This is a genomic window from Nitratireductor aestuarii (assembly GCF_014641695.1).
GTDB classification, from domain to species: Bacteria; Pseudomonadota; Alphaproteobacteria; order Rhizobiales; family Rhizobiaceae; genus Chelativorans; species Chelativorans aestuarii.
Genome location: NZ_BMIF01000005.1, coordinates 1 through 19,554, shown reverse-complemented (window position 1 = coordinate 19,554; position 19,554 = coordinate 1). Strand labels below are relative to the sequence as shown.

The following is a 19,554-nucleotide window of genomic DNA, read 5'->3' as shown; positions in this document are numbered from 1 at the left end:
GCTTCCTCCTCTGTTCGTCAAAGTACGCTCGGCAGATAGGTTACCAGCTGCGGGAAGAGCCAGAATACCACCAGACTTGCCAGCAGGATCAACATGAAGGGCAGGGCGGCAAGCGCAATTTCCGGCAGATCGCGTCCCGACACTTTTTGGAGAACAAAGAGGTTGAAGCCGATCGGCGGCGTGATCAAGCCTATCTCGACAAGAATTACCATGAAGACGCCGAACCAGAGCGGGTTGATCCCGGCTCCCGCGATCACCGGTTGCAGCACCGCGCTCGTCAGCACGATCATGGAGAGCCCGTCGATGAAGCAACCGAGCACCAGCAGGATCAAGGCGATCAGGACGAGCAGTCCTGCCTGCGAGAGTTCATAGGCCTGGATGAGCGAGACGATTGTGCGCGGAATGCCGGTGTAGGCCATCGTCACCTGAAGGGCGGCGGAGGCAGCGAGCACAAAACCGAGCGTAGCGCAGAAAAGAATGGTGTCCTTGAAACTCTCCACGAGAACCCCGAAGCGCATGCCGCCTTCGACCACATAGGCAATGATGATTGCACCGACGACCCCGATGACAGCCGCCTCTGTCGGTGTCGCGAAGCCGCCGTAGATCGAACCGAAGACGGCTGCGATCAGCAGCAGGATCGGCACAAGCTGCCCGCAGGCGCGCAACTTCTCGGCCCGGGTGGCGGCTGCTTCACGCATGGTACCGCGGCCTTTCCAGGCCACGTAGGTGGCAAAGAAGATGGCCACGAGAATGCCAGGGACTACGCCCGCCAGAAAGAGATCTGCGATCGAGACGTCAAAGGTGAAGCCGTAGAGGATCAGCGCTACCGAGGGTGGGATCAGGATGCCAAGCGTGCCAGCGCCAGCGAGCGAACCGAGCGACAGGGCGCGCGAACTGCCGCGCTCCTCCAGGCGGTGGAAGCTGAGCTTGCCGATGGTTGCGACCGTGGCCGTGGAAGACCCGCTAAGTGCCGCAAACATGGTCGCCGCCACCACATTGACCTGTACGAGGCCGCCGGGAACCCTGCCCAACAGAACCGCGAAGGCATCGAACAGCCTCTTGGCGGTGCCGCTGCGTCCCAGGATTTCCCCCATCAGAACGAAGAGCGGCAGGGGCGTCAGGCCCCAGGAGGTCATCTGCGCGAAATATGCGGTTGCGAGCGCCTGTCCCGGATCCACGTTGGAAACAAGCAGGATCCCGGCTGCGGCGAGGATCAGGATGACCACACCAATCGGGATGCCGAGGGCGAGAAGAAAGAGCAGAGAGACGACGAAGCCGATCGAAAGAACCTGGCTATCCATTGATGTTTGCCGCCCCCGCTTCAGGTTCATCCGCCTGCCTGCCCGTCACGAAACGGAAAAGTTTCAGCAGCAGGGCGGCTTCGAAAAGGATCAGACCCGTGAGCACGACGCTGAGCGGTATGGCTCTCGGGATCGGCAGGGTTCCGAGCATCATCGCCCCGCGCCGGAAGGCATCGAGCCAAAGGCGTCCGATGCCCCAGGAGAGCACCAGAACCATCACGATGGAAAGAAGGATGGCGAGCAGCCCGAGCACGAACTGGAGGGGTCGCGGCATCAGGTTGACCATGAGACGGATTTCGATGTGCTCGTTCCTGGCAACTGCATAGGCGAGGCCCAGTGTGAAGGTTCCAGCCAGGGCAATGCTGGCGAATTCATCCGCCGAGGGAACGATGATGCCGAACTGTCTCAGAACGATGACCGCAGCGACGAGAATGACAAGCAGTGCGAGCGAGACGATCGCGAAGAGGGATGAGATCGAGCCTACCCAATGCATGGCCCGATCGATGGTATTGGGTTCGTTCATGGCTTTCCCGCCGCAAGGAGGAAGGCGCGGCGAGGGTCGCCGCGCCACACACCATTATTTCGAGGCGCGCTTGCTGTTATAGGCCTCGATTACTGGAGCAGCGTTTTCGCCGGCAACGGCGAGCCATTCCTCAAGCAGCTTCTGGCCGACCTCGTTGAGCTCCTTGGCAAGCTGCTCTCCGGGAGGGGCGACAATCATGCCGCGCTCCGCAAGGGTCTTCTCGCCGGCAGCGACCGCAGCCTCGCTCTCGCCCCATGACCATTCTTCAAGTTCCTTGCCCAGCTGCAGTGCCTGTTCCTGCACGTCGGCCGGAAGCTGCTGGAAAGCTTCTTCGCGGATGAAGAAGGCATGGTAGGGGATCCACGCATCCGTCTTGTAATAATTGGTCGTGTACTGGTTCAGCTCATAGAGCGCGCCGGAATTCGGGGCCGTGTGCACAGCCTGGATCATGCCGGTCGCAAGCGCCTGTGCGGTTTCGGTCATCTGAACCGTTGCCGGGGTTGCGCCCATCAACTCGGCCAGCCGCGTCGTCATCGGATTGTAGGCCCGCATCGCGAGGCCCTTCACGTCGCTAAGCGAATTGATCTCCTTCTTGAAGAAGAAGCCCTGTGAAGGCCAGGGTGCGAGGTAGACCAGACGCAGCCCGCTTTCCAGCAGAGCGTCGCCGATCGGTCCACGCGCCTCTTCCCACAAGAGCTTGGCATCCGCATAGCTGTTGACCAGGAAGGGGATGGAGTCGATCTCGTAGATGCGATTTTCGCGGCTGAGATTGCCGATCAGCTGCGAGCCCATCTCGACAAGACCGGTACGGGTGGCTTGCACGATTTCGGTGTTGGGGAAGAGCGAGCCGGAATGGTGCACGGTGATATCGAGCGCACCGTTGGTCTTGGCCTTCATATCCTCGGCAAACTTTGTCATCGCGCGGCTGTGGAATTCAGACGGCGGATAGGCGTTCGCGAAGTTCCATTTGAACTCCTGGGCGCCTGCGGAAACGGTCGCCGCTGCCCAGCCAAGTACGGCTGCAGTAACAAGGCCAATTGACCGGTAGTTCATGATTGTCCTCCTCTTTTTTAATTCGATCGCGGCATCAATGCCTGCAGCACTGCGGGATGAGTGAACACGACGCGACTATGTTTTGAATGCTTCGAGACGCGCTCCGAGCCTCCCTCAAGGCCCAGCTGTCTCCCTCCTCCCGTTCGGCTATTCAGAACTACTACCAATTAGCAAATGGCTTGATCTCCGTCAAACGCTGCTGCTCGGGATGGTTGTCAATTGGACAGCGGATCTCATGCCTGGCCGGTGCAGCCTGGCATCATTGACCGTGAAGAGGAGGTCTGATATTTGGCATTATATCCATTTTATAGAATGATCGGTAGTTGAACGTGAGGAGAACGGGTCGGGCAGTCCGTTCGTTCAGCTGGTCAGGACCGGGAGGGAAACGTGTTGGACAAGCGATCGCCCGAGGCCGCTCAATTGGCGCGCCGCTGGATTTCATCCTTTGCCGCCGCGCTCGAGCGAGGGGATGAAGCACTGTTGGCCCGCTTGTTCGACAGGGAAAGCTACTGGCGGAACCTGAGCGGCATCTCCTGGCCGATCAGGACCTTTTCGGGGCCGGAAGCAATCGCGCGGGAGCTGCGCACCCGTTCCGGCATTTCGCAACCATCAGCCTTCGACCTCGATATTGACCGCTTCACCCCTCGTGAAAATGTGATCGCGGAGCGCAGGGTCATCGAGGCCCTTTTCCGGTTCTCGACGGTCAACGGTCCGGGCGAGGGAGTGGTGCGGCTTCTTTGGTCCCCGGTCTCGGATGCCGAGCCGCGTGCCTGGATGATGTCCACCGTGCTCGACATCGACGGCATCTGCCGCCAGCGGGGCGGTCAGGAAACGCTTTCCAACATGCGTGATTTCGGCGAACCGAGCTGGGAGGAGAAGCGCAAGGCGCAGCTCGCCTATACCGATCGGGAGCCGGACGTGCTGATCGTCGGTGGAGGCCATGGCGGCGTCAGCGCTGCAGCCGAGCTGAAGCGGCTGGGCTACGATGCGCTGGTCATCGACCGACTGCCACGCGTGGGTGACAACTGGCGTCTTCGCTACGATGGTTTGAAGCTGCACAACACCTGGCACGTGAACCACTTCCGCTACCTCCCGTTCCCGGTGACGATGCCGGGTTACCTTCCGAAGGATAAGATCGCCAATTGGATCGAGTTCTATGTAGACGCGCTGGACCTCAACTTCTGGACCGGCACGGCCTTTGAACACGCCCGCTACGACGAGGCCACAAAGAGCTGGATTGCAAGTGTCAGGCGAAGCGACGGGTCAATACGCGAGCTGATGCCGAAGCACATCGTCATGGCGTCTAGCGTCAGCGGCACGCCCAATATTCCAACTATACCTACGATCGAGAATTTCGGCGGCAGCGTTGTCCATTCCAGCTCGTTCCGTAACGGAGTGGAATGGTCTGGGCGCCCGGTGCTTGTCATTGGCAGCGCCACCAGCGGACATGACATTGCCCAGGAACTGCATGCACAAGGCGCGAAAGTGACTATGGTGCAGCGCAGTTCGACGCTGGTCATGAGCATGGAGGCGAGCGCGCTCTACGACTCCATCTATCTGGGCGACGGTCCGCCTCTGGAGGTCCGCGATCTTTTGAATTCGGCAACTCCATATCCGGTGGCGAAACAGGTGCACCGAGCCATTACCCAGAAGGTCAAGGAAGTTGACGCGGAGCTTCACGAAAGGCTGCGCGCCGTCGGCTTCAAGCTGGATTTTGGCATCGATGAAACGGGCTGGCCGCTCAAGTTCCGCACGCGCGGCGGCGGCTATTACTTCAACATTGGCGCCTCTGACCTGATCGCCAACCGCGAAGTAGGCCTGATTCAGGCGTCCGATATCAGGCAGTTCGTGCAAGATGGCGTCGAAATGAATGACGGCGCGGTCATTCCGGCCGAGGCAATCGTTCTTGCGACAGGGTTCAAGGGACACGACCACATGGTGCTGACACACTTCGGTCCTGAGGTCGCGAAGAAGGTCGGCCCGGTCTGGGGCCTTGATCCCGATTATCACGAGCTGCGCAACATGTGGACGAAGACGGGGCAGCCGGGGCTCTGGTTCACCGGCGGGGCCTTCTCGATGTCGCGGATCTATTCGCGCAATCTCGCCCTGCAGATCGATGCGATCGAGACCGGGCGCCTGGAGAAGTAGGGCAGCACAAGCAAAGGGTGAGGCGCATGGCCCGGAAGATCATAGATCTCTCAGTACCGATTGAAAACGATGTCCGGTCCGATCCGCCGGGTCTGGAGCCGAAGATCAGCTATCTTTCGCACAAGGATACGGCACCTCTGGTTGCCGCCCGCTATGACAACCTGCGGCCGGAGGAGCTCGTGGATGGCGAGGGCTACGCCATCGAGTATCTGGAGGTGAACACCCACAACGGCACCCATGTCGACGCGCCCTGGCACTACGCTTCGACGATGGACCACGGAAAGCCTGCCGCCCGTATCGATGAACTGCCGCTCGATTGGTTCTTCGGGCCGGGGGTAAAGCTCGACTTCCGCCATTTCCCGGATGGCTACGTTGTGGCCGCCGAGGACGTGGAGCAGGAGCTCATGCGTATCGGCCATACGCTCAAGGCCGGCGATATCGTCGTGGTCAACACGTCGGCTGGAAAACGGTTCGGCCAGGAAGACTACGTGAAGGCAGGTTGTGGGATGGGCCGCGATGCCACGCTCTATCTCACCTCGCGTGGTGTCCGCGTGACCGGCACGGATTGCTGGTCGTGGGATGCGCATTTCTCCCACATGGCGCGGAAATTCGCCGAGACGCGTGATGTTTCGGTCATCTGGGAAGGGCACAAGGCCGGTCGCGAGATAGGCTATTGCCATATCGAGAAGCTGCACAACCTTGAGGTCCTGCCGTCGACCGGCTTCGAGATCAGCTGTTTTCCTGTCAAGGTTAAGGCTGCATCAGGCGGGTGGACGCGCGCGGTTGCCTTCGTGGAGGAATGAGATGAAGCTTGCAACATTCTCAACGCGCGACGGGCCGAAGATTGGCGTCGTTGATCTCGACCGCAACGCCATTCTCGACCTGGCGGCAGCGGGCCTCAAGGTGGACGGACGCTCGGACGCTGATTTTGTCTCCATGGAGGCACTGATCGGAGCCGGAGCCGACGGTCTCGCGAAAGCGGCAGCCCTGGCGGGCGCATGGCCTGCGGACTGTGCAGTGCCGCTGAAGTCAGCGCGGCTCATGTCGCCTTTTCCGGTCCCGCCGCAGATGCGCGATTGCCTCGTCTTCGAACAGCATCTGGTGAACGCTCAGAAGCAGTGGGAGAAGATGACGGGCAAGCCTGCCGCAGGCGTGCCGGAGGTCTGGTACCAACGCCCGACCTGGTACAAGTGCAATCGCTTCAGCTTCGTGGGTCACGAGACCGATGTGCAGTGGCCGCCCTATGCGGAGCTCATGGATTTCGAATGCGAACTCGCCTGCGTGATCGGCAGGAAGGGCGCCAACATTTCGGCAGCCGATGCCAGTGACTACATCTTTGGCTATACGATCTTCAATGACTTCTCGGCGCGCGACGTGCAGGTGGTGGAACGTCCGCTCGGCATGGGCCCGATGAAGGGCAAGGATTTCGACACCGGCAATGTGCTTGGGCCGTGGATCGTCACGGCCGACGAGATCGGCGATCCGCAAGCGCTCTGGATGGAAGCGCGCGTCAACGGTGAGCGTTGGGGCGGCGGCATTTCAAGCGAGATGCACCACAGTTTCGCGGAGATCCTCGCCTTCATCTCGCAATCGGAAACGCTTTATCCGGGTGAACTGATTGCTTCCGGAACGGTGCCCACCGGGTGCGGGCTGGAACTGGGCCGCTTCCTGCAGCCGGGCGATGTGGTCGAGCTCGAGATCGAGAAGATCGGCGTCCTGCGCAACCGCATAGTGCGCGCGGAAAGTTAGCGCGCGCTGGCCGAAGGCAGGAGGATGCTCGACGGCGACAAGTGGTCGTAGGAGTTGCGGAACTTGTCGGAAGTGGCGGAGCAGAGAGCGGAGAGTTCCGCAATGCTGGCCCTCAGCGGCTCGATTTCCTCCGCCGTTGCGATACTGCTGAGCGCCCCTCCCTCGATGCAAACGGTGCCGAACAGCAGGCCCGTGGGCGACGCAATTGCAAAGGCCGGCGATAGTCTGTCGGGGTGTGTGGGGCTTGGCTCCGTTGCGATCTCGTCCGCTTGAATCTGGTCGAGTTGCTGCACGAGACGCTTCCGTTCGACGGACGGCATTTCCGGCTTGAACTCGCTGAAGTAGCGGTCGCGCAGGTCCTGCGGCAGGTTGGCCAGCATGATCCGACCCGCGACACCGTCATCGAGGTCGCGCACTTCTCCTAGCGGGCGGGTCTGGATGATTTCGTTCGTGCCATGGATGTGGGCAATTCGCACATAGTACCAGCCGATCCGCACGAAGAGCGCCGTTGTGTCGCCGGTGACGGTCGTCAGCTGCCGCAAGAACGGTGCCGCCACGTCACGGAGGGCAAAGCGCGACAGGTAACGCTGGACGAGCGGCGCTCCCATTCGCCCGATCGTGAAGAGGTTGGAGCCGGGCTGCCGCTCGGCATAGCCGGCAGCCTCCAGCGTGGTGATACCGCGATAGATGGTCGAAAGCGGCATCTTCAGGCGGCGGCTGATTTCACTTGGACCCAACGGCGTTTCAGCCGTCGCCAGCATGCGCAGGATGTCGAAAATGAAGCTTGCTGAGATCATCTAGGCTAACGGAACACGATCTGCCCTGGCGCCGGAAAACGCTGGCTATGGGTGTTCATCTCGCGGATGACCGCAAGCATGGAGGGAAGCAGTTCCTCGATCCGTTCGAGGGTGAAACGGTTGGGCGGCCCGCCAATCGTGATCGCCGCATGTGGACGCCCAGTGCTGTCGAGCACCGGAAAGGAGATGTAGTTGCCATGCTGGTAGTGGTCTCCATAGCCGCGCGCAAAGCCTTGTTCGCGTACCAGTGCCACCTCCCGGCGTAGCTTGTCGGGATCGGTGATCGTCGTGGGGGTAAAACGCTTCAGCGGCGAGGCGGCTGCGATATAGTCCTCGATCTGCGTGTCGGAGAGATGGGCGAGCAGAACGCGCGAGGCCGGGCTTGCGTGAAGCGGCACCAGTAGACCACGCGGTTGATGGCTGACACGAACGCCATGGGCCTCGACGCCGTCGATCGTGAGATGATTCCGTCCGACGATGATCGACAGGAAGATGCTTTCGCCGGTGAGCTCATGCAGCTGGCGTAGATACGGGCTTGAGAACTTGATGATATCGAAGTCTTCGCTCAAGCCCTCGCGCGCGAGCCAAAGGATCTGTGGGCCGAGATCGTACTTCTGTGTCTCCGAGTCCCGCACGAGATAGCCATGTTCCGCAAGGGTCTGCAGGATGCGGAAGGCCATGTTCTTGGTGATGCCGTCGGTGCGGCTCAGGTCGCTAACCCCAAAGGGGAGTTCACGTGTCTCGCAGCTCGAGAGAACCTCGAGTGTGCGAAGCGTGGCCTTGTTTATCCCCGGATTGCTCATGAACCGCATCTCTATCTGGCGGATTTCCACATAGCAGAACGGTTGTGGACTTGGCAAGGTGAGCATTGGCAGCCGTGATCGAACCGAGCCGAATTTCATGATGGAAACGAGCAGACATTTCCATTGATCAATACGTAGAACAGCGTATTTTGGTCAGCAAGACTGACCCTTTTGTGCAGTATCAGCTCGTCAGTAGCAGAACTGGAGTTGGAGGAAATGTGCCCGTCACGCCACCAAGTGGACCCGCGCAGCATGCCGGGGTCCTGCTCCAGTCCGTTATTCCGCGCTGGCGGCCAGAAGCGTTCTGCAATAATGCAGGCGAGGAGCTTTTCTCCATGGTCAACCAACGCAGCTGATTGTGGCCTGAATACTGGAATGACAGATGACCGATAGTTTGGACAATTACCCTCTTTCGCGCCGCGGGGCTAAAATGCGCGCGTCCGAGATCCGCGAGTTGCTGAAGCTCCTCGACCGTCCCGGAATGATCTCCTTTGCCGGCGGCATTCCCGACCCGGCACTGTTCAATCTCCAGGCCTACCGCGAAGCCTACGCCGAAGTGCTGGCTGAGAACGGCAATGCGTTGCAGTACTCGACCTCGGAGGGCTATCCGCCGCTCCGCCGCTGGATCGCCGAGTACATGCGCTCTCGCGGTGTTGAGTGCACCGAGGATCACATCCTCATCACCCACGGTTCGCAGCAGGGCCTTGACCTGATCGGCAAACTCTTTGTTGATCCGGAGAGCGAGCTGGTGACGCTTGCGCCGACCTATCTTGGCGCGCTGCAGTCCTTCTCGGCCTATGAGCCGGACTATCGCGCCGTACGTTTCCACAATGGCGTGGCTGAGACCAATGTCACGGCCGCAAAGCTTCTCTATCTCGTGCCGGACTTTGCCAACCCGACAGGCGAGACCCTAACGGTCGCTGAGCGCAAGGCCGCGATCGATCTTGCCCGCCGCACCGGCGCCGTTATCGTCGAGGATGCGGCCTATACGGAACTGCGCTTCGAAGGCGAGCGCGTCCCGCTGATCGCTGCTCTCGACATCGAGGAATCGGGCTCCATCGACGAATCACGCACGCTCTTCTGCGGCACGTTCTCGAAGACGCTGGCTCCCGGTCTGCGCGTCGGCTGGATCTGCGGCCCGACCGCTCTCCTCCAGAAACTGACGCTCATCAAGCAGGCTTCCGACCTGCACACGGCGACGGTCAACCAGCAGGTGACCTACCGCGTTGCGGCTGCCTGTTTCGACAAGGCGGTTGAGGAAGCCCGGAAGGTCTACAAGGTCCGCCGCGACGCGATGCTGCGGGCTCTGGACGCCTATGCACCGGCAGGTGTTGAGTGGACGAAACCTTCGGGCGGTCTCTTCATCTGGGTCACGCTGCCGTCGCAGCTTGACGGGGCCAAGCTTTTGGAGAAGGCTGTCGAGCGGAATTTCGCGTTTGTTCCAGGTGGAGCGTTCTACCCGGATGGATCCGGAAACAACCATCTGCGCCTGAGCTTCTCTCTGTTGCCTGAGGAGACAATCGAGAAGGGGATCAGGAGCCTTTGCGAACTGATCGCGGAGGAACTGGCGTGAGATCTTCGGGCATCTGAGGTCGGGCAGGGCGTTGCGTCCTCTCCCGGGCCTCACCACAACGTGAGCCATGCAGGGAGGGGACCACGCATGCCATTTACGCAGATTCATATTCGCAAGGGTCGTACGCGCGAGCAGAAGCAGGCCATCATGGATGGCCTCTACACTGCAATGCGGGAGACCTTGGCCGTTCCGGAAGACGACCGGTTCATGACCATCACCGAATATGATCCCGAGAATTTCAGCTTCAGCTACAACTACCCGAATGTGAACCGGACGGATGATCTCATCCTGATCCAGCTGACCATCAGCAACACCCGCTCGCGGGCGCAGAAGCTGGACTTCTACCGCGCCGTGAACCGCGAGCTGACGGAGCGTCTGGGCTGCAGTCCGGACGATATCTTCATCAACGTGGTTGGCGTGTTGCCGGAAAACTGGTCCTTCGGGCAGGGCCGCGCCCAGAACATCGAGTAGCTTCTAAAAACCACCACGCCCATGTGCCGGAGCCTGGCTTACCACACGCTCCGGCCACGGGTTCGTGCCGTCATCCAGCCATTGCAGCGTGCGGGCCCAGAAATCCTGCGTGTGATTGGCATGGAAGAGGGCGAAATGTCCGCGCGGTCCGTCCGGCAGATCATCGCTGCCCAGCCGGACCAGCGTTCGGTTTGATGACGTGTAGTATCTCAAGCCGCGCGAAACTGCGGGCACGGTGGCGTATTCGTCCACGTCGGTGGTGATCGACAGGATGTCAGCCTCAACGGCGGCGAAATGCGCGAGGACTTCGGAGCGTTCATTCGCCGGATAGTTCATCTCCATCCGCGCCTTTCGGAAACTCCACTCATTGGCGACACCGGCCGGAAGATCTTCCAGCCAGCCCAGTCGGCGCCCGGGAAAATAGCCGCAGATGGCCGTCAGCGCCGGCATCAAGATGTGCCAGCGGAAGAACATGCCGAGCCGTTTGTCGGGCGCATAGTCCGGCCAGTAGGCGTACTGCGCGCCGACAGCCAGGATGCGATGAAGCGTGGCGGCCTCTGCTGCAAAGCCCGGCAGGAACCCACCAATGCTGTGGCCCACCACCTGCAGCTTGGCATCGGGGCTCCGCGCTTTCATCCATTTCACGGCGGCGTTGAAATCCAGCATGCCCCAGTCGCGCCAGCGATAGCCGCAGCCGCGCAGCGAAGCCGGGCGCGATGCGCCGATGCCGCGATAATCGTAAGTGAGCACGTCGTAGCCATGCTCGGTCAGGTATCGCGCATAACGATGATAGTAGCGCGCGAGAACGCCGGTGGCCGGGTTCACGATCACGCTGCCCTTGGGATTCCCCTGCGCCGGCCAGAAGTCACCGCCAAGCCGAACACCATCTGCGCAGACGATTTCGACCGCCTGCGATGTGCCTGGCTGCGTTTGTGTCACCTGCGTTCCCGCCAGCACGATACCCTGTTCATCTCGTTTATCAGGCGCATGCTACACGATAGGAAGCCTATGGCCAGAGGGTGAACGGTTGACGAGATGCCGAGTGTAGAATTATACGGAATCCAGACTGCAGAAGGAGATTGATGCGCAGAGGCTTCAGTTGAACCGCGTCAGGCGGTGTTGAACGGCACAAAGTTGCCGAACCTTTACGCATACCTTTTTGCAGGTTTCTCATGAAAATCGAAAACATCACTATCCGGCCATTCGATGCGGCTGGAGATACCGCAATTCTCGTTGGCATCTGGTTTGAAGCTTCGCTCAAGGCGCACGCCTTCATCGGTCAAGAACGGCTGCTGGAGCAGAAAGAACTGATCGAGCACAAATACCTTCCCATGGCGGAGACCTGGGTGGCGTGTCGCGGGGATCAGCCGGTTGGCTTCATCAGCCTCCTCGATTCCTTCGTAGGTGGCATCTTCGTTTCGCCGGAGTGTCAGGGGCAGGGGGTGGGCCGCAAGCTCATAGCCTTCGCGCTGGAGCGGAAGGGTGAGCTGGCACTCGACGTCTACTCCGAAAATGAGCAGGCGTTCCGATTCTATCTGTCGCTCGGCTTCGAGGAAGTGTCGCGTCGCCCGTTTGATGACGAAGGGCTGCCCTTCGAACTCACGCATCTGCGGCTGACTGAGGCGCAGTACAAGCGGTAGACCACGTAAAGCTGCGGAGGTCGGATCAGCGCGGATTGATCCGGCCTTCCAGCGCACCAATTTCGGCTTCGATGGCTTCCGCAGCGCGTTTCTCAGCTTTCCGGTAGGCGCGGACGATTGCTTCCCGGAGGTCCGACAGCTTCGCGCCGCCGCCTTCCTTGCCACCCTGCTGCTTTTCCACAGTGGGCTGTCCGAAGATCGCGTCCGTCTCGGCCACCAGCAGCCAGGCGCGTTTGTAGGACATGCCGAGCGAGCGACCGGCTGCTGCGATCGACCCATGTTCTGCGATTCGTTCGAGCAACAGCACCTTGCCGGGGCCGAGGCGCTTGTCGCCGAAGTCGATTCTGAGGCTGATCGTTGCCATACGCCCTCCTTCGCTCACCTGTTGGCGAGCAGCGACACACTCTTGATCTGCGCGATCACCTCGTCGCCCTCTTGCAGATTGAGTTTCGCGTTGGAGCGACGGCTGATGCGGGCCCTGAACTGGCCAGCGCCATCAGGCAGGCCGAGCAGAAGCCCGGTCTCGCTCAAGCCCATGGGTTCGATACTGAGAATGTGGACGGGGACGGCATTGAGAATGCTCGAATCCTGCGCCCGCTGGCGAGCAATGGAAACGTCACCAGCCGCGATCCGCACGCGCACGGAATCGCCGGGAGAAAGGCTGTCTGCCAGCAGGTAGATCTCCGTCTCGCCTACCTTCACGACAGCGATGCCGTCCGGATCAATGCGGTCGACAAGGCCCGGAAGCACGGCAGCGAAATCGCTTCGCGCGGCGAGTGGCGAATCGGGGGCGGTCAGCACATCGCTCAATCGTCCGGATGCCTGCACGCGGCCAGATTTCAGCAGCACCAGATGATCGGCCAGCCGCTCGACCTCCGAAATATCGTGCGTGACGAGCAGCATCGGGATCTTCAGGCTGGAATGAAGCGCTTCGAAATAGGGTAGAATCTCGTCCTTCGCCATGCGGTCGAGCGCGGAGAGCGGTTCGTCCATGAGGAGCAGCCGCGGCTGCGAGAGCAGCGCGCGGCCGATGGAAACGCGCTGGCGCTCGCCGCCCGAAAGGTGCGTCGGCCAGCGGTCGATGAGGTGGGCGAGCCCCAGCAGCTCGACTACGTCATCGAAGCGGATCGCATGTTCGGCTTTGGTGCGCCGTGCGCCATAGGTGAGGTTCTGGCGAACCGACAGGTGCGGAAAGAGGCTCGGCTCCTGAAAAACATAGCCGATCGGGCGCTTGTGCGTCGGCAGGAACAGCCGCTCGTTCTGCCATGTCTCACCTCCCACGCGGATCTCGCCGGGGATGCGGTTCAGCCCCGCGACTGAGCGCAGGATGGTTGTTTTTCCGCAGCCGGACGGACCGAAAAGCGCGGTGATGCCATGCATCGGCGCGGCAAAATCCACGTTGAGGTCGAACTGCCCAAGCTGGCCGGCAAGGCGGATGGAAATCTGGTCGCTCATGCCGGAACCCTGTTGCGGGCTCGACGCGCAAGCAATGACACCGACAGGATAACGGCGAAGGAGAAGACGAGCATTCCGGCCGACAGGATGTGGGCCTCGCGCCAGCGCAACGTCTCTACGAAATCATAGATCGCGATGGAAAGCACCTTGGTCTCGCCGGGGATATTGCCGCCGATCATCAGGATCACGCCGAACTCACCGACGGTATGGGCGAAGCCCAGCACTGCGCCAGTCAGAAGACCGGGGAGGGCGAGCGGCACCGCCACGGAAACGAACCGATCCCATGGCGAGGCGCGGAGAGTCGCCGCCACTTCCAGCGGACGCTTTCCCATGGCTTCAAACGAATTGCGGATCGGCTGCACCGCGAAGGGCAGGGAATAGATCACCGACCCAAAGACGAGACCCTCAAAAGTGAAGGCGAAGGTGCGCACTCCGGCAAGGTCGCCGAACCAGCCGCCTAGACCATTGGGCCCGAGCGCGATCAGCAGATAGAAGCCGAGCACCGTCGGCGGCAGCACGAGTGGAAGCGCGATGATGGTGGCAACGATCTCCTTGCCGCGCCAGCTGGACCACGCAAGCCACCAGGCGATCGGTGTGCCGACGATCATCAGCAGCACTGTCGTGATGGACGCCAGTTCCAATGTGAGCCGAATCGGCGACCAGAGCTCCCCCACCTGCGTCTATCCTCCCTCAGCGCTCGACCGCGTAGCCGAACTTCTCGATGATGCTAGCTGCCTCATCACCCTTGAGAAATTCAAGGAACGCGATCGCGGCAGGGTTGTCCTTCCCGTCTACGAGCAGAACAGCGTCCTGACGGATCGGAGAATAGAGTTCCTGCGGTACGATCCAGCGCGAGCCGCCCTCCGTCTGCGAAACCTGTCCAAGGGCGACGAAGCCAAGTTCGGCATTGCCGGTCTGCACGAATTGGTAGGTCTGCGCGATGCTCTGTCCCTGCACGATCCTGGGCTGAAGCGAAGCGTAGACCTCGAGCGCCTTCATTGCCTCGACAGCTGCTGAGCCATAGGGCGCGGTATCCGGATTGGCGATTGCGATGCGCTTGAACTCACCCTTTTCCAGCGTTTCCGCGCCGGTTACCCGGCCTCCTTCTGCGGAGTAGAGCACCAGCTGGCCAATGGCATAGGTGAAGACACTGCCGTCCACGCCATAGCCCTCCTTCACAGCCAGGGCAGGCCGCTTGTCATCAGCTGAAAGGAACACTTCAAACGGCGCACCCTGTGTAATCTGCGTGTAGAACTGACCGGAAGCGCCGAAGGAGAGCACCGCCGCGTGATCGGTCGCCTTGGCAAACGCGTCGGCAATCTCCTGCGCCGCATCGGTGAAGTTCGCGGCGACAGCCACGCTCACCTTTCCCGCTTGCGCGGAAGAGGCCAGCAGCAAGGAAGCAAGGGCTGCAAGAATGAAGCGGGGCATCTGCCTGACCGTTATAGCCGAGTGGATATATTGCGGTTCTAGATGCACGCCGCTCGGTACGCAAGCGGCCAAAAAAGAACGCGCCTCCCGAAAGGAAGGCGCGTTCCAGATTGCTTGGGTCGCAGGTACTACTGGAGGTCCGCGAAGGCAGCCTTCAGCCTGCTGACGGCTTCCTCGATCATTGCGCGCGGCATTGCCAGATTGAAGCGCAGGAAGGTCTCGCCACCCGAGCCGAAAGCCTGGCCATAGTTGGTGGCGATGCGCGCAGTCTTCTCCACCCGGCGCAGCACCTCCTGCTGGTCCATGCCTGTGCCGGAATAGTCCACCCACGCGAGATAGGTGGCTTCAAGCGGCATGGATTTCAGCCCCGGGATGCTGGCAATGCCTGCATCGAAGACCTTCCGGTTGCCGTCGAGATAGGCCATCAGCTGGTCCACCCACTCAGCTCCCTCCGGCGAATAGGCTGCGGTTGCCATCTGCATGCCAAAGGCATTCGGCGAAATACCGAGCGCCATTGCCCGCTGCGCGAAAGCCTTGCGGAGCTTCTCATCGGGAATGATGACGTTGCCCACATGGGCGCCGGCAATATTGAAGGTTTTCGTTACCGCGCTCATCATCACCAGACGGTCGAGGATCTGCGACGCGGCAACGGCCATGGGCGTATGCTTCTGGCCGGGGAACACCAGATCATGGTGGATCTCGTCGGAAACCACGATCAGGTTATGCCGCTCGGCGAACGCCGCCACCTTCTGCAGCTCGTCCGCTGTCCAGACACGCCCGCCGGGGTTATGCGGCGAACAGAGAATAAGCATCTTCTCCCGCCCGGTCATCAGCTTGTCCCAGGCGTCGAAATCCATCTCGTAGCGATTGTTGTCGAGCTTGAGCGGTAGCTCACGCGCCTCTCGCCCGCTCGCGCGGATCACGCGGAAGAAGGCGTGATAGACTGGAGTCATGAGCGCCACGGCGTCGCCCGGTTCGCTCCAGGTGTCGACGCAGAGCGCCGTGCCGTTCACCAGACCGTTGGCCGTGAAGATCCAGTCCGGCTGAACAGTCCAGCCGTGGCGATTGGCCATCCACCAGCAGATCGCCTGCCGATAGGCCCGCTCGTCGCCGAAATAACCATAGACGCCGTGCTCAACCATCCGCTCCAGCGCCTGCTGGACGCAGGCGGGAGGACGGAAATCCATGTCGGCGACCCACATGGCGAGCGCGTCGTCCGGCGAAAGACCGTAGAGCGCTTCGATCGTATCCCACTTGGAGCAATGCGTTCCGCGGCGGTCGATCTTCTCGTCGAAATTCATAAAAGTCTCCGGGAAGCCAAATCAGGCAAAGAGCGAATTGAACTGCTGGCGCAGCAGGTTCTTCTGCACCTTGCCCATGGTGTTGCGCGGCAGGTCATCGATCACCGCGATGTGCTTTGGCTGCTTGAACTTCGCCAGCTGCTGCTCCATCGAAGCCTTGATGGCGGCCTGATCGATGGTTTCGCCCGGCTTGGCGATGAGCACGGCAACGACCGCCTCGCCGAAATCCGGATGCGGAACACCGACGACGGCGCTTTCCAGAACGCCCGGCTGTTCGTCCAGAATGAGCTCGATCTCCTTCGGATAGACATTGTATCCGCCGGTGATGATCAGGTCCTTCTGGCGGCCGACGATGGAGACATAGCCGTCCTGATCGATGACGCCGATGTCGCCCGTGATGAAGAAGCCGTTCTCGCGCAGCTCTTCCTTGGTTTTCTCCGGCATCTGCCAGTAGCCCTTGAAGACGTTTGGGCCGCGCACCTCGATCATGCCGGGCTCGCCCACGGGGAGCTGCTCACCGGTTTGCGGATCGGTGATCACCACCTCAACGCCCGGGAGGGGCATGCCCACCGTTCCGGCGCGACGATCCCCGTCATAGGGGTTCGAGGTGTTCATGTTGGTCTCGGTCATGCCGTAGCGCTCAAGGATACGGTGTCCGGTGCGCTCTTCGAATTGCTTGTGCGTTTCGGCCAGCAGCGGCGCGGAACCGGACGTGAAGAGCCGCATGTGGCTCACCAGTTCCCGGGTGAAGGCCGGCGTGTCGAGAAGGCGCGTGTAAAAGGTCGGCACACCCATCATCGTGGTTGCCTTCGGCAGCCACTTGATCGCCTCATCGGTCTTGAAGCCCGGCAGGAAGATCATCGAGCCTCCGGACAGCATCACCACGTTGGAGGCCACGAACAGGCCATGTGTGTGGAAGATCGGCAGCGCGTGCAGCAGCACGTCGCTTGAATCGAACCGCCACTCCTGCACCAGCACCTCGGCGTTGGAGAGCAGGTTGTTCTGGCTCAGCATTGCCCCCTTTGAACGACCGGTCGTGCCGGACGTGTAGAGAATCGCAGCCATATCATCGCCGGAACGCTCGATCGGGGTAAAATCCGATCCCGCAGCATCCGCCTTGTCGCGAAGGCTTCCCCGGCCCTTGCTATCGAGCGTCTCGAACTTCGCTCCATTGGTTTCGGCGATGGGAGTGAGCTTCTCGGCCTTGGCGGGGTCGCCCACCAGCAGCGACGCACCCGCATCGGAAACGAAATAGGCCACTTCATCCGCCGTATAGGCGGTATTCAGCGGCAGGAAGACCACGCCGGTCGCGACGGCTGCACAGTAGAGTGCTAGCGCCTCGGGGCTCTTTTCCACCTGAACGGCCATGCGGTCGCCTGGTTTCAGGCCAAGCCCTTTGAGTGCGGAAGCCAGTGACATCGCAGTGGCATAGAAACTTTTGCCCGAAATTTCGGTGCCGGCTGCATCGGTCAGGAACATGCCTTCCCTGTTGGCAAGCGGGGCAACCAATTTATCAAAGAGCGGATTTGTCACGTAGTCCTTCCTGTCCTATACCCGTGGAAGAAGCTGCCTGACCTGTTTCGAGGTCAGCACTTCCCCATTACTCATGAAACGCTCACTGTTACGGCTAACCTGTTTGAGGTCGTAAAGATAGTTCACCATCACTGTCGAAGACTGATCCCAGCCGTTGGCTGATTTATCCGCCAGAGCGTGGATGTCATGCAAGAGGGCGCCATTGCCGAGGTGGAATCGGGCGACAGGATCGATGGGCCGTCCATAATTGCCCTTGGCCTCAATAAGATATTGTGCGCAGAGCCCGCGCAGAACGGCGCCATGTTCGCTGACGGCCTCCGGCTCACGCGATTGAAGCTGTTCAATCAGCGTTTCGATCTCCGGCCTCTCTTCTGCTTGCGCCCTCAGCCAACGGTTGAAACCGGGCACGGGTGAGAGCGTGACGAAGGTCTTGAGGCTCGGCACTTCAGCGGCCAGTTCTTCCACAACCTGTTTGATCAAAAGATTGCCAAAGGAGATTCCCTTCAATCCCTCCTGACAATTCGAGATGGAATAGAACACGGCCGTGTCGGCCTCATGCTCGGGCAGGGTCTGGTGTCCATCATCGAGCAGGTCCTGGATCGAGTTCGGGATCCCCCGGCAAAGCGCGACTTCCACGAAGATCAGGGGCTCTTCAGGCATGGCCGGATGGAAGAAGGCAAAGCAGCGCCGGTCGCTCGGCAGCACGCGGCGGCGCAGATCCTGCCAATCATTGATCGCGTGTACCGCCTCATACTCGATGATCTTCTCAAGAATGTTCGCCGGCGTGTGCCAGTCGATTCGGCGCAGCACCAGGAAGCCGCGGTTGAACCAGCTGGCGAACAGATGCTGGAAGTCGGCATCCACCACGTCGAGCTCCGGCGATTCCGGAAGCAGGCGCAAGAGCTCCTCGCGCATACGCACCAGCCAGTCGGTAGCGCCCGGTGCCTGATTGAGTCGGCGCAGCAGTTCCTGGCGACGGGGTTCTGCGGCCCGCGTCAGCCGGTGCAAGGTTTTGGCGCTCCGATCCGAACGGTAGGCGTCCGCCGCTTTGATTACCTCATCCGCATCGAGGTCCAGCCTCGACGCAAGGTGCTCGAAGAAAGCCCTTTTCGCGGCCTCGTCCATGGCCTGGTACTGGGAGAGGATGTCGCGCGCCAGGCGCACGCCGGACACTTCGCCTACGCCGGAAAGCAGCTCGTCGATCTCCGGCCCGATCGATTCCATGTCAAAAGCCTTCCTGCTCGGGCGAAACGGTCCCCGCTCGAACAGTGTGCTCATCAGATCGGCGAAAAATGTCATCGTGGCCAATGCGGACCCTCCTTTGGCGAACCGCGCCCAGCTTCGCGCGAGCGCGTGACATCTCTATGTCATGGTGCGTGCCTGGACCTGCAAGGGGAGGGCCAAACCAGGGGAGTAGAAGCTTGTCCACAGCCGGTCACATAAAACGCTCCGGTTCGAAGAAATTTTGCGAGGGTCGCTAAAAAGGCCGTTGACTACCCCGAATGTGGGGCCTATAAGCAGCCCATCAACGACGGCGGCGGCGCTGCTGACGGCGGAGACGCTTCGTCTCCGAGATATGGTTTTCTGAAAGACGCTGTGGCGGCTTTCGGGGTTCGGTGGTAAAAGACTTGAGCCCTACGGCGATTAGCTTCGCCTGTTCTTTGACAATTGAATATAGAAGAAAGAGAAACGTGGTCGGCAGAGGACGCGTGGATCTGGAAGCGTCAGGCAACTGATGCTGCGCTGGAGGCGGCGACGCTTTCGGGGTCAACCAGG

Annotated in this window: 20 protein-coding genes; 6 read left to right on the top strand and 14 right to left on the bottom strand. The window is 60.8% G+C overall.

Annotation, left to right across the window (positions count from 1 at the left end; all coding sequences use genetic code 11):
- Nucleotides 1-17 precede the first annotated feature (17 nt).
- The 3 genes from IEX27_RS09455 to IEX27_RS09445 are packed head-to-tail and all read right to left on the bottom strand — an operon-like array spanning nt 18 to nt 2,877.
- Nucleotides 18-1,301 carry a TRAP transporter large permease gene (locus IEX27_RS09455; protein WP_188720808.1) on the bottom strand — a complete coding sequence of 428 codons (1,284 nt, stop codon included), beginning with the start codon at nt 1,299-1,301 and terminating at the stop codon, nt 18-20.
- Entirely contained in the window at nt 1,294-1,824 is a 531-nt protein-coding gene (locus tag IEX27_RS09450; protein ID WP_188720807.1) for a TRAP transporter small permease, read from the bottom strand. Before IEX27_RS09450 ends, IEX27_RS09455 begins: the two co-directional genes overlap by 8 nt.
- Nucleotides 1,825-1,878: 54 nt before the next feature.
- Entirely contained in the window at nt 1,879-2,877 is a 999-nt protein-coding gene (locus IEX27_RS09445) for a TRAP transporter substrate-binding protein (RefSeq protein WP_188720806.1), read from the bottom strand.
- Between the two features lie 387 nt (nt 2,878-3,264).
- Here IEX27_RS09445 and IEX27_RS09440 point away from each other — a divergent pair, with 387 nt between their 5' ends.
- The 3 genes from IEX27_RS09440 to IEX27_RS09430 are packed head-to-tail and all read left to right on the top strand — an operon-like array spanning nt 3,265 to nt 6,774.
- Complete coding sequence (locus IEX27_RS09440) at nt 3,265-5,025, top strand: flavin-containing monooxygenase (protein WP_188720805.1); 1,761 nt, start codon at nt 3,265-3,267, stop codon at nt 5,023-5,025.
- 26 nt (nt 5,026-5,051) lie between these two features.
- Nucleotides 5,052-5,828 (top strand): cyclase family protein, encoded by a 777-nt coding sequence (locus tag IEX27_RS09435; RefSeq protein WP_188720804.1) that lies wholly within the window; start codon nt 5,052-5,054, stop codon nt 5,826-5,828.
- Between the two features lies 1 nt (nt 5,829).
- Nucleotides 5,830-6,774 carry a fumarylacetoacetate hydrolase family protein gene (locus IEX27_RS09430; RefSeq protein ID WP_188720803.1) on the top strand — a complete coding sequence of 315 codons (945 nt, stop codon included), beginning with the start codon at nt 5,830-5,832 and terminating at the stop codon, nt 6,772-6,774.
- Here IEX27_RS09430 and IEX27_RS09425 read toward each other — a convergent pair.
- Together IEX27_RS09425 and IEX27_RS09420 are read right to left on the bottom strand one after the other, a co-directional pair.
- Nucleotides 6,771-7,571, bottom strand: coding sequence for an IclR family transcriptional regulator (locus tag IEX27_RS09425; protein ID WP_188720802.1), 801 nt, complete (start codon nt 7,569-7,571; stop codon nt 6,771-6,773). The genes IEX27_RS09430 and IEX27_RS09425 overlap by 4 nt on opposite strands.
- Before the next feature lie 5 nt (nt 7,572-7,576).
- The gene (locus IEX27_RS09420; RefSeq protein ID WP_188720801.1) at nt 7,577-8,374 is read right to left on the bottom strand and encodes an IclR family transcriptional regulator; all 798 of its coding nucleotides are present in this window, start codon (nt 8,372-8,374) and stop codon (nt 7,577-7,579) included.
- 382 nt (nt 8,375-8,756) lie between these two features.
- Between IEX27_RS09420 and IEX27_RS09415 the strand changes: the two genes are divergently transcribed.
- Both IEX27_RS09415 and IEX27_RS09410 read left to right on the top strand, forming a co-directional pair.
- Nucleotides 8,757-9,947, top strand: coding sequence for an aminotransferase-like domain-containing protein (locus tag IEX27_RS09415; protein WP_188720800.1), 1,191 nt, complete (start codon nt 8,757-8,759; stop codon nt 9,945-9,947).
- A 60-nt stretch (nt 9,948-10,007) separates the two neighbouring features.
- Nucleotides 10,008-10,418 (top strand): tautomerase family protein, encoded by a 411-nt coding sequence (locus IEX27_RS09410; RefSeq protein WP_280516482.1) that lies wholly within the window; start codon nt 10,008-10,010, stop codon nt 10,416-10,418.
- Nucleotides 10,419-10,421: 3 nt separating this feature from the next.
- Here IEX27_RS09410 and IEX27_RS09405 read toward each other — a convergent pair whose 3' ends face one another.
- Nucleotides 10,422-11,357 carry an alpha/beta hydrolase family protein gene (locus IEX27_RS09405; protein ID WP_188720798.1) on the bottom strand — a complete coding sequence of 312 codons (936 nt, stop codon included), beginning with the start codon at nt 11,355-11,357 and terminating at the stop codon, nt 10,422-10,424.
- A gap of 233 nt (nt 11,358-11,590) precedes the next feature.
- Between IEX27_RS09405 and IEX27_RS09400 the strand changes: the two genes are divergently transcribed.
- Complete coding sequence (locus tag IEX27_RS09400) at nt 11,591-12,058, top strand: GNAT family N-acetyltransferase (protein WP_188720797.1); 468 nt, start codon at nt 11,591-11,593, stop codon at nt 12,056-12,058.
- Nucleotides 12,059-12,083: 25 nt separating this feature from the next.
- On the opposite strand, the gene IEX27_RS09395 is transcribed toward IEX27_RS09400, so the two are convergent.
- The 8 genes from IEX27_RS09395 to IEX27_RS21205 form a co-directional block, all read right to left on the bottom strand.
- Nucleotides 12,084-12,422 (bottom strand): winged helix-turn-helix domain-containing protein, encoded by a 339-nt coding sequence (locus IEX27_RS09395; RefSeq protein ID WP_188720796.1) that lies wholly within the window; start codon nt 12,420-12,422, stop codon nt 12,084-12,086.
- A 14-nt stretch (nt 12,423-12,436) separates the two neighbouring features.
- Nucleotides 12,437-13,513, bottom strand: coding sequence for a molybdenum ABC transporter ATP-binding protein (gene modC, locus IEX27_RS09390; RefSeq protein ID WP_188720795.1), 1,077 nt, complete (start codon nt 13,511-13,513; stop codon nt 12,437-12,439).
- Nucleotides 13,510-14,187 carry a molybdate ABC transporter permease subunit gene (gene modB / locus IEX27_RS09385; RefSeq protein WP_244630309.1) on the bottom strand — a complete coding sequence of 226 codons (678 nt, stop codon included), beginning with the start codon at nt 14,185-14,187 and terminating at the stop codon, nt 13,510-13,512. The genes modC and modB overlap by 4 nt, the downstream gene beginning before the upstream one ends.
- A gap of 16 nt (nt 14,188-14,203) precedes the next feature.
- On the bottom strand, nt 14,204-14,944 hold the full coding sequence (modA, locus tag IEX27_RS09380; protein WP_188720794.1) for a molybdate ABC transporter substrate-binding protein: 741 nt from the start codon (nt 14,942-14,944) through the stop codon (nt 14,204-14,206).
- A 128-nt stretch (nt 14,945-15,072) separates the two neighbouring features.
- A complete protein-coding gene (locus tag IEX27_RS09375) occupies nt 15,073-16,245 on the bottom strand; it encodes a MalY/PatB family protein (RefSeq protein WP_188720793.1) in 1,173 nt (390 codons plus the stop codon).
- A 21-nt stretch (nt 16,246-16,266) separates the two neighbouring features.
- The gene (locus IEX27_RS09370; RefSeq protein ID WP_188720792.1) at nt 16,267-17,778 is read right to left on the bottom strand and encodes a malonate--CoA ligase; all 1,512 of its coding nucleotides are present in this window, start codon (nt 17,776-17,778) and stop codon (nt 16,267-16,269) included.
- 15 nt (nt 17,779-17,793) lie between these two features.
- Complete coding sequence (locus IEX27_RS09365; RefSeq protein WP_188721034.1) at nt 17,794-19,077, bottom strand: malonyl-CoA decarboxylase; 1,284 nt, start codon at nt 19,075-19,077, stop codon at nt 17,794-17,796.
- A 226-nt stretch (nt 19,078-19,303) separates the two neighbouring features.
- The coding region (locus tag IEX27_RS21205; protein WP_210315517.1) for a hypothetical protein at nt 19,304-19,554 on the bottom strand (251 nt) is incomplete at its 5' end.